We start from the raw sequence: 13,284 nt of genomic DNA, 5'->3' as shown, positions 1-13,284 counted from the left end.
ATCTTACTAATTAATTGAATTTCAGGCAGAATTTTATCACTTTAATATGCGAGAATAAGCCCCAATTATAGCGTAACCAATTCTATTAAATCAATAATACGTTATACACTTTAATATTAATAACTACCTGATTTTCAAATGATTAAGATTAAGTGTTCCACGTGAATATGTAACTATTTGAAAATTAAGCACTTAGAGCGAAATTTTCAAATAGTGTAGATAGTGTTCCACAAATGAGGGACATTATGTGTAATTTTGGGTACAAATTAATCAAAAAACCATGGAAAAGATAGATTCATTAAACCAAGTAGCCCAATTTCACCGTACATTCAAAGCACCAATTTTAGAAACCCCACAAATTCCGGCGGCTGACCGTTGCAAATTACGAGTAAGTTTGATTGCCGAGGAATTGAGAGAATTACAAGAGGCCATTGATAACCAAGACCTTGTGGAAGTGGCAGATGCGCTTTGTGATATTCAATACGTACTTTCGGGTGCAGTTTTAGAGTTTGGTTTAGGGGATAAATTCGTGGATTTATTCAATGAAGTACAACGCTCGAATATGTCGAAAGCTTGTAGTTCTTACGAAGAAGCTAAAGCAACTGTTGCTCATTACGCTAAAAAAGATGGCACTGAGGCTGAGATTGTCCAAGATGGAGATAAATTCTTGGTTTATAGAATTGAGGACAACAAAGTTTTGAAGTCAGTAAAGTATTCTCCTGCGGATTTGAAGGAGATATTGGGGATGTAATGGATATATCCTATTGAATATCATGCATACTTATCGCTCTAATTTTAAGTATGACCATCCTGTACACAGTTGCTGAATGTGAAGTAATAGAAATCTTGGGTTTACTTACTAATCCAAGATAATACAGACGGTAAACTATTTTTTTAGTTCAAAATGTAATTAAAAATTAGGAGAGGGGAAACAGAAGTATTTTTATGTAGCACGGAATTATATTCCGTGAATCTTGTGAAAGTAATTTTACAATAAATGTATTCAATTAAAATTGACCACTTCACGGAATACAATTCTGTACTACATAAAACCAAATTTAATACCTACAAATTCATTTCTGAGAATCAACCAATCCGTACAAGGGCCTCGAATAAAAAAATCTGAGGGATTCTCAGCGGACTTGATTTTGAGGAAATTATAAGAAATCTTATACCTACTTACTCTCAGAATTTTTTTTATCCTAACGACGCATATCATTCAATCAACCCCTTGCAATACATCTTCATCTATCCCGAAGGCTTGGCTCTTATACAATATTCAAGCCGTTTCAGTAGAATACAAAAAGTTGTATAATTTATATTATGTTAAATAGAACAATATAAGTTCTAAATGCACGCTACATCTTATTACCATTACTGAACATATTTTTACTAAACTTAAAATGGTTCTCTGCAAAAAAGGTCTTGAACTTTACATCCAAGACCTTTTTAAAAATTGCATTAGAATAATATTACTCTCCGAGAGCTTTCAATTTGTCTTCCATTTTAAGAATTTGATACAGACTTCTTAAACTTGACTTTAAATCCTCTTCCTTCTTAATTGACCAAGCTTTCTCAAAATATGGTAATGCTTGTTTGAATTTATCAGTTGCTAAATCTTCAATCGCTTTCCCTTTCGTTTTGTAGGTGTTCATATCCATTGCATCCACTTCTTTCTTGATCACTACGGCTTCATTGAAGTTCATTACACCCAAGTTGAAGTTGACATCATAATTATTAGGATCCAATTCAATTGCTTGTTTGTAGTATTTAGATGCTTGAGCCATAGCCTCGCTTTGCTTAACTTTTGCATCATCTGATTTTTTGGTAACTTCTTCTGTGTTTACCGCAGTGGCAGCCTGTTGAGTTTTCTCAGTATTTAATTGAGTCAATGCTTCATTTGCCTCTTGTTTCATTACATTAACCTCTCCAATTTGCTTTTTTGACGACGCAGCAGACTTTGGTTCTTTCTTAATTTTATCACTTAAACGCTTAATTTCATCATCATAAGCTGAAATTTTGTCTTTTTGTGCCTGAATTTTTTTATTCAATCCATCTACATTACCTTTTGATAATTGATCTTTATATCCTTTAATTTCTGGATCTAACTCTCTGGCTTTATTTTCATATAAGATCGCTAAGTTTACAATTTCTTGCACATTCTTTGACCCTGACGCAACAGACATTTCCATTTCCTTAATAGCAGCATCTATCTTTTTGAATCCCAACAACATATTGATTTTCTCAGATTTCAAATCCTTATTGTTAGGATGCAAAGCAATACCTCTATTAATGGTTCCAATCGCTAATTCTTCTTTATTCGCACTTCTATAAATTTGCGCTAAGGCGTAAATCATCCCTGGATCTTTTCCACCTAACTCTAAAAATTTCTCATAACCAGCCTGAGCAGCTGCATCATTTTTAGCCAATTGTCCGATTACACCCGTGTACATTGCAGCAGTTGTATCTTTTGGAGCAACTACCATTGCGGTTTGCAAATCTTTCAAGGCACCTGTAAAATCTTTCACTTGGTATTTAGTAATCCCAGCATCCATAAAGGCAGCGTACAATTTTTGTCCTTCTATTTCTGGCTTGCCATCTTTGTCCATCACCATTGTTAAATATTTTTTTGCTGGTGATGCAGGGTCAATTGAGACAGATTTCTTAAAAAAGCTCATTGCTTTATATGCAGCTGAAGGATCCGTCTTTGTCAAAACTGTATCTCTTGAATTAGCAAAATCTAAATAGGCTTCTCCACGAATTAACCAAGTTTTTGCTTTAAGAGAGTCTTTTTTCATTACTGCCTCGTCAGCTTTTTTCTTAGCTTCGGTTAATGACTTGCGATTTGCTTCAAGCATTAATTTATCTACTTGTGCGAAGGTTGCTCCTGTTGTCGTTAATATCGCAAAAAGAGCAAGTGTTATTTTTTTCATTCTTGTTTGATATGGTTTGTAATTGTTTTATTTAGATTTTTCTGTTTAACGGATAATCTTTCAAGAAGTTACTCGTTTAACAAAAGATTAACATTTCAATGGATAGTTATTAATTGATAATTGACAGTGGTTAAGATTTATTATCCATTGTCAATTATCAATTGTATTTTATCAATTATTCTTCGCTTCCCTCCTCTCCTGCTGATTCTACTACATCATCAGCGTTTGAAGAAATTTCGCCTTCACTTTCAGCCGTAATTCCGTCAATTTCTACGACTTCTGCGTCTAAAATCACTTCTTCTTCGGGTTCTTTTACAATTTTTGTGACTGAAGAAATTTCATCTGATTCATTTTTTAAACGAATTAACTTAACTCCTTGCGTATTCCGTCCCATGACACGAAGGTCGGCTACTGCCATACGGATTAAAATACCCGATTTTGTAATAATCATTAAATCATTACTATCAGTTACTTCCTTGATAGCCACCAAGTTACCCGTTTTTTCGGTAATATTCAGTGCTTTCACACCTTTTCCACCACGGTTGGTTAAACGATAATCTTCTACATCCGAACGTTTTCCGAATCCCTTTTCTGACACAACTAATAATTGTTGCGTTTCTGGGTCTTCGATACAAACCATTCCGATGGCTTTTTCCATCAATTTTTCTTCGTCGAGCCAAATACCTTTTACACCAGCCGCTGAACGACCCATTGGGCGTACACGAGATTCTTCAAAACGTACTGAACGACCTGTATTCGTAGCAATAATTACGTGATTATTACCATTTGTTAAAGAAACATCCAATAAACGGTCATTTTCACGAATCGTAATGGCAATAATTCCATTCTGACGTGGACGTGAATAAGCCTCCAAAGTTGTTTTCTTAATCGTTCCGTCTTCAGTACACATCACAATAAAATTATTATTGATGTAATCTGGATCAGTTAATGACTTCACGTTGATAACGGCTCTAATTGAATCGTTACTTTCGATGTTCATTAAATTTTGCACTGGACGACCTTTGGCAACTTTTGAACCTTCGGGAACGGCATAAACTCTTAACCAGAAACATTTTCCGCTTTCAGTAAAGAATAATAACCAGTTGTGCATCGTAGCTGTGAAAAGATGTTCAGTATAATCGTTATCTTTTGTAGCAACTGCACGAGAACCAACTCCTCCCCTATTTTGGGCTTTGTATTCTCCGATTGGTGTACGTTTAATATACCCTTGATTTGAAACGGTAATCAACATTTCATCATCCGCAATCATATCTTCAACCGAAAATTCATCATCGGTCATGTTAATTTGCGTACGACGAGCATCTCCATAACGTTCTCTGACATCAATCAATTCATCTTTGATTATTTGCAATTGACGTTCTGGTCTGTCCAAAATATCTTGCAAATCATCCATCAAACGTTTGATTTCTTCATATTCAGCCACAATTTTATCACGCTCCATACCCGTCAAACGTTGTAAACGCATTTCGAGAATGGCTTTCGACTGAATTTCAGAAAGTCCGAAGTTAGACATTAAACCTGCCTGAGCTGCATTTGGATCTCTTGATTCACGAATCAATTTGATAACTGCATCCAAATTATCGAGTGCAATCATGAAGCCTTCCAAGATATGCGCTCTTTTCTTGGCTTCACGCAAATCAAATTGGGTACGTCTAACAACAACTTCGTTGCGATGTTCAACAAAATGATGAATCAAATCTTTCAAATTCAAGGTATAAGGACGACCTTTTACAAGGGCAACGTTATTCACCGAGAATGAAGATTGAAGCGCAGATTGTTTGTAAAGATTATTCAAAATCACATTTGGAACGGCATCACGTTTTAAGTCAAAAACGATACGCATTCCTTGACGATCTGACTCGTCACGGATTTCTGAAATACCTTCAATTTTCTTATCATTTACCAAATCAGCACATTGTTTTATCAAAGATGCTTTATTGACCATGTAAGGAATTTCGGAGATGATAATCTGATCTTTTCCTGTTTTAGAAGTCTCGAATGTAGCATTTCCACGCACAACAATACGTCCACGGCCCGTTTCAAAAGCATTTTTCACGCCCGAAACACCATAAATTGTACCGCCCGTTGGAAAATCTGGCGCTTTGATGTATTGCATTAAGCCTTCAATCGTAATGTCACGATCTTCGATATAAGCAATAATTCCTGAAACAACTTCCGTCAAATTGTGAGGAGCCATATTGGTTGCCATACCTACGGCAATCCCCGATGTTCCATTCAATAAAAGATTAGGAATTTTTGCGGGAAGAACCGTTGGTTCCATCAACGAATCATCGAAGTTGGGTCTAAAATCAACGGTTTCTTTTCCTAAATCTCCCAATAATTCTTCGGCAATTCTTTTCAAACGTGCTTCTGTATAACGCATGGCGGCGGGTGAATCACCATCGACCGAACCAAAGTTACCTTGTCCATCCACCAATGGATAACGCAAAGACCATGGTTGGGCCATACGCACCATTGCATCATATACGGATGTATCACCGTGTGGGTGAAACTTACCCAAAACCTCCCCAACAATACGGGCAGATTTTTTATAGGATTTGTTGTAATTTACGCCCAATTCATCCATACCAAAAAGTACTCGACGGTGAACGGGTTTGAGTCCATCACGGACATCTGGCAAAGCACGGGAAACAATAACGGACATCGAATAATCAATGTACGCTCCCCGCATTTCGTCTTCAATGTTAATGGGGATAATGTTACTGGTTTGTTCTGACATAGTTTTTTTGAATGTGAGTGGTAGATTAGTGGAAATTGTTAGGCTATTTCCGCTACTCGATGCCTTTTGAATTCAAGTAAAGATTTTAATAAACAATTAATACCAAAACAATACTGAATATTATGCTTACTATACAAATTTCGTGAAATTTGAGGTGTTTTGCAAATATTGAAGGCAATAGATACGATGGTGAATGAGTTTTCGGTAAATTTGTTAAAACGTATTGTCAGAGCGATTCTGTCAATGCATCCCTTTCTGAATTTGGATTCGTGGGATTAGTGGATTTTTTGAATTTTAGTTCAGAAATTTTTCTGATTAATCCACAAAATCCTATTTTTTTATCCAAATATCTTTAAAGCTGAAATAACCAAAACTTATGAAATTTTCAAAAAACTATTTCCTATTATTTTTCCTTTTGGCTAACCTATTTTCAAGTTGTCAGCCTTCTGAAAAAACGGCTTCAAATCAACAAAAAAGAGTATTTCAAGCCCAAAATGAGGGTGATTCTACGGAAAATCGACCTAAAAAGCATCGAAAAAGATATAAAAAGGATATAAATGAAAACGAAAACTCAAATTATATCGCTGAGAATCGTACAGACGCAAATAAATCGGATATTGTTACTGGAAATGCACCTGAAAAGGCCTTGAAGGTTTTGAAATATGTTCGTGAGAATGGCGTAACGATGAGTGAATACGTAGGCGGACGAAAATTCGGCAATTTTGAGGGTTTACTTCCCAAAAAAGATGCGTCGGGCAAACGAATAGATTATCAAGAATGGGACGTAAATCCGAAAGTGAACGGCAAAAATCGTGGAACGGAAAGATTAATTACAGGTTCGGACGGAAAGGGATATTATACAAATGACCATTATAGGAGTTTTTTGTTGGTGGAGTAAAAACGCACAAGATATCTGAATATTCAAGTGGTCTGTGAAGACATTGACAACGGAGGTAACAGCCCGTTACACCTCACCAATAATCAATAAATTATGCAAAAACAAAGAACCATAGAAGGGTTTAATAAAATAGCGCCATTTTATCATGCGGTTTCTATGATATGTTCTTTAAATAGAATTCACAAGTCCCAAATGTGGCTATTATCAAAGAAAATGAATTTTTCTAAGACGTTGATAATTGGCGGTGGAGATGGAAAATTTTTAATCGAAGCCATAAAACAGGGATTATCGGAGCAATATTATTATGTAGATCTTTCCGATGCCATGATTAAATTGGCTCATGGTAAAATTGAAAAGCAATTGCCTCTTTCCTTAGATTCTGTAGTCTTTATTTGTGGTTCGTATCAAGATATTCCTAACAATCAAAAATTTGATTTAATTATTACCCCTTATTTTTTAGACTGTCTTTCAGAAGGTGAATTATCGCTGGTAATGGCTAAACTTCATGCTCAATTAACGGTTGAAGGAACATGGTATTTTACAGATTTCAATATTCCTAAAGATAAAACGCTGAACTTTATTTTTAAAAATATAATTCAATTACTTTACAGAATTTTAAACTTATTTTGTGATATGGGCGTAAATCATTTGCCTGATTTCAACAATGAGTTTTGTAAATATAAATTTACACTTCTTCATGAAGAATATTTTATAGGTGGTTTGTTAGTGAGTCGAATTTATAAAAGTAAGATTCCTTAGAAGTACTATTTCTTACCTATATTTCAATAAAATCAATACCAAAAGTGGAATAACCTCTAAAACATTAACTACCAACAGAAATATCGTTTTATGTTTCTTAGAAAATTATCCATTTGAACAACTTAATTAAATTCCAGAAAGTTTTAATAATAACTTAATTTGGAATATCGGTCATATTATCGTGATACAGCAAAGACTTGTTTATGCTCTGTCAAATTTACCATTGTATATTTCAGATGATTTAGTAAACAAATATAAATCAGGAACGAAACCAGTCTCGCCCATTTCGCAGGAAGAAGTCGATGAGTTAAAATCATTATTAGTATCATTAATTAAAAAAACCAAAACCGATTGAATTACAGGAGAATTTCAAATTAATCACGAAATCACCACTTATACAGGATTTAATTTAGCATCAGTGGAGGATGCGATAATATTTAATAATTTTCACGAAGGGCTTCACCTTGGTTATATACAAAGTATTCTCAAATTTTTGTAAAATCTAAACATGGCAAATTACACAATCCTAAATACCATCTCCGATAAACATTCTACCGAAAAAACATTGGTAGCCATCATTGACGGAGAACATACTGATACCTTAGAAAAATTCTATGCGTCTGTGTCATCTCAACTTAAATTTCCAGATAATTTTGGAAATAATTTTGATGCTTTTGATGAAATGATGAATGATTTGGACTGGCTGCCAGAAGACCGTATCTATCTAATTTTCAGGAATTATGATATATTTTTGGTAGAGGAAAATGATGAAGCCCGTGAAATCCTTTTAACTATTTTGGATGATGCATCATCAGAATGGAAACGTACGGATGGCGAAGGAAAATCCTTGAAAATGCAGATTGAACCGTCGGAATTGGGAGAAGATGATTTGGAGACTTTAGGAATTGAATTTGCAACCACATAGTTTTCATAGTGGACATAAAGAAAATAGCATAAGATAGATTGAATTTGCAACCGCATAGTTTTCATAGTGGACATAAAGAAAATAGCATAAGATAGATTGAATTTGCAACCACATAGTTTTCATAGTGGACATAAAGAAAATAGCATAAGATAGATTGAATTTGCAACCACATAGTTTTCATAGTGAATACAACATAAAGAAGCAGTAAATGATGACAGTGTTAAAAAACAAAAATATATTTGTTATAGGATTAATTCTGATAATGATTCATTCCTCCTTTTCCCAAAAAATAACAAGAGGTCCATATCTGCAAATGCCCACGCCCACGAGTATGATGATTCGTTGGCGTACTGATGTGGCGGTTGGTTCAAAAATCAATTTTGGTTTGACTCAAAATGAGTTATATTCCTCAAAATTGGATGATTTAGCCAAAAAAGAACATATCATCACAATTGATAATCTAAAACCTAATACCAAATATTTTTATGGAGTGGCCTCTGGAAATACTGTTTTGCAAGCAAGCACGGACAATTTTTTCGTAACAAACCCTATGGTTGGCACAGAACAAAAAGTAACTATTTGGGCATTGGGTGATATGGGAATGGGAACGGAAGCTCAAAAAAGAGTTTATCAGCAATATTTGAATTATACCGATAAAACGCATACGAATTTATGGTTACTTTTGGGCGATAACGCCTACGGACAAGGGATGGATTGGGAATATCAATTACGTTTTTTTGAATATTATCAAGGGGATAGATTGATGAAACAGACGGTTTTGATGCCTTCACCTGGCAATCACGATTATTCTCCGACGGCTAATAATTACAGAATTGAAGACCCTCTTGCAGCTTATTTTAATATTTTTTCTGTCCCCACAAAAGCCGAAGCAGGTGGTGTACCTTCTGGGTCAAAAGCCTACTATTCTTACGATTATGCCAACATTCATTTTATAAGTTTAGATTCTTACGGACGTGAGGATATGGACAAACGTCTTTTCTCGAAAGATAGCCAACAGATGATTTGGTTGGAAAAAGATTTGAAAGCAAACAAACAAAAATGGACAGTTGCCTTTTGGCATCACCCACCCTACACGATGGGTTCGCATAATTCGGATACAGAAGATGAGCTTCGTCTTTTGCGTGAAGGTGTTGTTCCAATTTTGGAGAAATATAGTGTTGATTTAGTTTTGAATGGACACAGCCATAATTACGAACGCTCGCAAATGCTAAAAGGACATTATGGTTTGGAGGCAACTTTTAATCAAAAACAACATGGTGTGAGTACATCAAATGGACGTTATGATAATTCAAATGATTCTTGTCCATACATAAAAGACAGCAAGGCAACTGATAATCATGGAATTGTCTATGTAGTAAATGGTGTAGGAGCTGCCAATAGCGGCTCGCAAGGTGCCTATCCACATAATGCAATGGTGTATTCAAACAACGTCAATGCGGGTTCGATGTATTTGGAAGTTGAGGGAAATCGTTTGAATGCAAAATTTATTACAGAAGATGGTAGTATAAAAGACCAATTCACGATTTTGAAAGATGTGAATCAAAAACAGATTTTAAAGTTGGAAGCCAATCAAAATAGCATTCCATTACAGGCATCGTGGAAAGGAAATTATAATTGGCAACCTAATAATGCTAAAACCCAATTGGTAAACGTCGCTCCTTCGATAACCACAAAATATACGGTACAAGATGACCAAAATTGTTTACAAGATGAATTTACGGTAAAAGTTGCTTCGGCGTATTCATTGAAGGATTTCAATTTGACTTCAACTAAAAGTGGAATGTCGATTAATTGGTTAACCGTGCAAGAAAGGGGCATTGTGAGTTTTGATATTGAGCGACAAAGACAAGGCTCCGATTTCAAAAGTGTAGCAAAACTTAACTCAAAGGCCAATGGACAATCTTCAGATAAAGTTCTTTCATATCGTTACCTTGACCATATTCTTGAAGGCAACGAAATTGTAAATTATCGCATAAAAATGACTGATAATGAAGGGCTTATTTATTATTCAAATGTAAAATCTGTCAGTACAAATTTAAAGGTTGCTGATTAAAAATTTGCAAAAAAAAGCGGTTAAACTATCGTCTAACCGCTTTTTATATAAACTTAATAAGATTTAATCAGTTTCTAATCCGTTACATCCGTGTGCGACAAAATTACTTCCCAATCTCCAATTTTTGGTTAATTCCTTTTTCCATCATCGGCAAACCATCGGTCATCCAAGCAGGTGCTGGAGCATCTTTTAAGTAATGTTCGAAATACTGATACAATCTTTTAGCAAAATCTTTTCTATTTTTTCGTTGTGTCAATCCGTGTTTTTCTCCATTGTAATTCAAAAGCCAAACAGGTTTATCTAATCTTTTAAGCGCTGAATAAAATTCAATTCCTTGTTGCCACGGCACAGCGCCATCATCATCGTTGTGCATAATTAATAAGGGTGTTTGGATTTTGGGAACTTGAAAAAGTGGCGAGTTATCTACATATTTATCAAATTTATCCCAGAGCGTCCCTCCTATTCTGGTTTGTCCTTTTTCATATTGAGATTGTCGAGAATTACCTGATTCCCAACGAATTCCACCGTAAGCCGAAGTCATATTCGATACGGGCGCTCCTGCCTCAGCGGCTCTAAACATATTGGTTTGTGTAACTAAATAAGCAGTTTGATAACCACCCCAACTATGTCCTGAAATTCCCACTCTTTCTGGATTAACAAATCCTTTGGCAATCACTTCTTTTGTTCCAGCAATGATACAATTATAAGCACTTTTACCAGGATCGCCCGCTTTATAAATAACATCTGGCACAAAAACTAAGTAACCATTTGAGGTAAAGTAAGGATAATTAATGTACGAACGAATCGGCGAAGGCGTGAAATGCGTATGTAAATTATCCGTATTCTTTTCATAAAAATATACCATCATTGGATACTTTTTAGTCGCATCAAAATTTTCTGGTTTGTACAAAAGTCCTTGCAAAGGTGTTCCATCAAATGCTTTATAATCAACGAGTTCTACCGTTCCCCAAGCGTAATCTTTTTGTTGTGGATTCGCTTCTGATATTCTCGAAACATTCTGAAAAGTCATATCTGAGGTATAAATATCTGGAAAATTCTGAAAATTCTGTTTTGTAAATATCAGATTATTCGCATTTTTGGCCTTGATTGGATTGGATAAATTAAAATCGACTTTATAAATTTCTTTGGGTTTCGACAGCGGACTTACTGGAATGGCAAATCCCTCCGATTTATCTTTTTCATACACCAATTTCCACAAAGCATTTTTACCTAATATAAATTTATCATCCACATCCAAATTGATGTATCGATATTGAACCTTATTAGCTCGTCCACCCGTAATAAGCATCGGAACGTTATTTTTTAAGTCAATTGCCCAAGCATCATATCGGTCATACACCACAAACATTGGGTCTTTCTCATCATCAACCCAACCCGCAGAACCGTAAGAACTCGGCAAATCGGGGTGATCATCTTCTTCGTCAAAATATTTAACAGCAATATTGTTGGTCATCTTAACCGTTTTTTCGGTTTTTAGAGAATAAGCAAACCAAGCAGTATCGGGTGCCGACCACCATGTGACATACTGGGCATTTGGCGAAAGTACTGGATTTCCTTGCAAAGCCTTAGCAATTTGTTTCCTTGAACCATCTTGCAAATTCACTAAATATACGTCCTTGCGGTTGCTCCAATCCCAATGCTGATTAGAATATGGCACATCAGAAGTGGCTATTACCGTATTATTAATAATTTCTTTATCTAAAACAACCGTAGGAATTTCAAGAAACCCTAATTGTATTATTTTAAGATTTTCTAAATTAACCACTGACAAAAAAGACCGTTTTTTATCTTCTTCTAACGTAACTTTTTGCTGCGTTTGCAACTTTTTGTCTTGCCAACTCCAAACCTCTACATTCACAATTTCTTCGGGTAACAACGTTGTATCTGCTACAACAGATTTAGGATTTGTTCCGAAAAACAATTTTGTTCCATCCTTTGAAAAACGGGGCTGATAATTATCACTCACATACCAACCTGCGGGGGCAAAGGTCTGCTTTTCATCGGCTAAAGGTTTGGCAGTTTCTTCTCCAGATTTCCAATGATAGAGTTTTGGCAAACGGATTTGAGTTTTATTATTTGTATCTAAATCAGCAATAAAAGCAATTTGTTGGCCATCTTCGGAAACCGACAATTTCTTAAACTTTCCTTTTGATTTAATAATATTATCTACTTTTCCAGTCTGCAAATCATACGAATAAACGCCTGAAATCATCGTAGAATCATTACCAGTGGTACTAAATACAATTCTATTTGCATATTTAGCAAACTCATAATCGGTCACAAAACTAAATATTTGATCTGTATTAGTTTTTAAATTTTTCAATACTAAACGATATCCGTTCTCTTCGGATTCCTTTTTGCCTACTTTCTTTTTAGCATTATCATTTTTTTTAGATTCTTCCATTTGGTAGGCTACCCAGCCACCCATTTTCTCTGGAATTTTGAAGGATAAAACATTAGCAATCTTCGAAACTTGATTGGTTTTCAAACCATAAATGCCCAAAGAATCTTTGGGCATTTCGTCTTTTTTCTTTTTCAGTCGTTTCAAAGATTTAACCAAACTTAGCTGTGGTTTTATCTTGAAAATAGCAAACTCAGAATCATCCGTTAAACGAATATCTGTGCCTCTCTGAACAGAATCTATTTTTGCATTTTTCAAAGAATGAAATATCACATTACCATCGCCTTCCTGCGGGTTTATTGGAAAAACTATGGTACTTCCATCATTAGAAATATAACGATCTGGAATTTCTTTCCAAGAATCATATACCTCGTGGGTAAGCATTTTTTTCGGGGGCTGAACCACTACGGCTTCCAAAGCTTTCTTGGATTTTTTACTTTTTTGTGCTGATAATGAAAACGTTGCTATCAGACATACCAATACAAGGAATATTTTTCTCATGATTAGGTTGG

9 protein-coding genes are annotated in these 13,284 nt (G+C 35.2%); 6 read left to right on the top strand and 3 right to left on the bottom strand.

Going from position 1 to position 13,284, the window contains the following annotated elements; all coding sequences use genetic code 11:
* Positions 1–280: 280 nt before the first annotated feature.
* Positions 281–751, top strand: a complete 471-nt coding sequence (locus tag AC1W31_RS07335; RefSeq protein WP_481733767.1) for a pyrophosphohydrolase domain-containing protein — start codon at positions 281–283, stop codon at positions 749–751.
* Between the two features lie 721 nt (positions 752–1,472).
* On the opposite strand, the gene AC1W31_RS07330 is transcribed toward AC1W31_RS07335, so the two are convergent.
* Both AC1W31_RS07330 and gyrA read right to left on the bottom strand, forming a co-directional pair.
* Complete coding sequence (locus AC1W31_RS07330) at positions 1,473–2,933, bottom strand: tetratricopeptide repeat protein (RefSeq protein WP_481733766.1); 1,461 nt, start codon at positions 2,931–2,933, stop codon at positions 1,473–1,475.
* Positions 2,934–3,108: 175 nt separating this feature from the next.
* Positions 3,109–5,694: a DNA gyrase subunit A gene (gyrA, locus tag AC1W31_RS07325; protein WP_481733765.1), complete on the bottom strand. Its 2,586-nt coding sequence runs from the start codon at positions 5,692–5,694 to the stop codon at positions 3,109–3,111.
* Between the two features lie 376 nt (positions 5,695–6,070).
* Here gyrA and AC1W31_RS07320 point away from each other — a divergent pair, with 376 nt between their 5' ends.
* The 5 genes from AC1W31_RS07320 to AC1W31_RS07300 all read left to right on the top strand — a co-directional run bounded on the left by AC1W31_RS07320 (position 6,071) and on the right by AC1W31_RS07300 (position 10,350).
* Entirely contained in the window at positions 6,071–6,592 is a 522-nt protein-coding gene (locus AC1W31_RS07320; RefSeq protein WP_481733764.1) for a guanyl-specific ribonuclease, read from the top strand.
* A gap of 93 nt (positions 6,593–6,685) precedes the next feature.
* Positions 6,686–7,351, top strand: a complete 666-nt coding sequence (locus AC1W31_RS07315; RefSeq protein WP_481733763.1) for a class I SAM-dependent methyltransferase — start codon at positions 6,686–6,688, stop codon at positions 7,349–7,351.
* Between the two features lie 130 nt (positions 7,352–7,481).
* Positions 7,482–7,706, top strand: coding sequence for a DinB family protein (locus tag AC1W31_RS07310; protein WP_481733787.1), 225 nt, complete (start codon positions 7,482–7,484; stop codon positions 7,704–7,706).
* Between the two features lie 153 nt (positions 7,707–7,859).
* Positions 7,860–8,276, top strand: a complete 417-nt coding sequence (locus tag AC1W31_RS07305) for a barstar family protein (protein WP_481733762.1) — start codon at positions 7,860–7,862, stop codon at positions 8,274–8,276.
* A gap of 313 nt (positions 8,277–8,589) precedes the next feature.
* The gene (locus tag AC1W31_RS07300; protein WP_481733761.1) at positions 8,590–10,350 is read left to right on the top strand and encodes a purple acid phosphatase family protein; all 1,761 of its coding nucleotides are present in this window, start codon (positions 8,590–8,592) and stop codon (positions 10,348–10,350) included.
* A 103-nt stretch (positions 10,351–10,453) separates the two neighbouring features.
* Here AC1W31_RS07300 and AC1W31_RS07295 read toward each other — a convergent pair whose 3' ends face one another.
* Positions 10,454–13,273, bottom strand: coding sequence for a S9 family peptidase (locus tag AC1W31_RS07295; protein WP_481733760.1), 2,820 nt, complete (start codon positions 13,271–13,273; stop codon positions 10,454–10,456).
* Between the last annotated feature and the right edge of the window lie 11 nt (positions 13,274–13,284).

The sequence above is a fragment of the Arcicella sp. genome, from assembly GCF_964672035.1.
This window is presented reverse-complemented; position numbering and strand designations above follow the sequence as displayed.

Bases quoted from the DNA above. Each gene is read 5' to 3' on its own strand.
- AC1W31_RS07335 (WP_481733767.1), top strand. From the start codon at position 281: ATGGAAAAGATAGATTCATTAAACCAAGTAGCCCAATTTCACCGTACA.
- AC1W31_RS07330 (WP_481733766.1), bottom strand. From the start codon at position 2,933: ATGAAAAAAATAACACTTGCTCTTTTTGCGATATTAACGACAACAGGA.
- gyrA (WP_481733765.1), bottom strand. From the start codon at position 5,694: ATGTCAGAACAAACCAGTAACATTATCCCCATTAACATTGAAGACGAA.
- AC1W31_RS07320 (WP_481733764.1), top strand. From the start codon at position 6,071: ATGAAATTTTCAAAAAACTATTTCCTATTATTTTTCCTTTTGGCTAAC.
- AC1W31_RS07315 (WP_481733763.1), top strand. From the start codon at position 6,686: ATGCAAAAACAAAGAACCATAGAAGGGTTTAATAAAATAGCGCCATTT.
- AC1W31_RS07305 (WP_481733762.1), top strand. From the start codon at position 7,860: ATGGCAAATTACACAATCCTAAATACCATCTCCGATAAACATTCTACC.
- AC1W31_RS07300 (WP_481733761.1), top strand. From the start codon at position 8,590: ATGCCCACGCCCACGAGTATGATGATTCGTTGGCGTACTGATGTGGCG.
- AC1W31_RS07295 (WP_481733760.1), bottom strand. From the start codon at position 13,273: ATGAGAAAAATATTCCTTGTATTGGTATGTCTGATAGCAACGTTTTCA.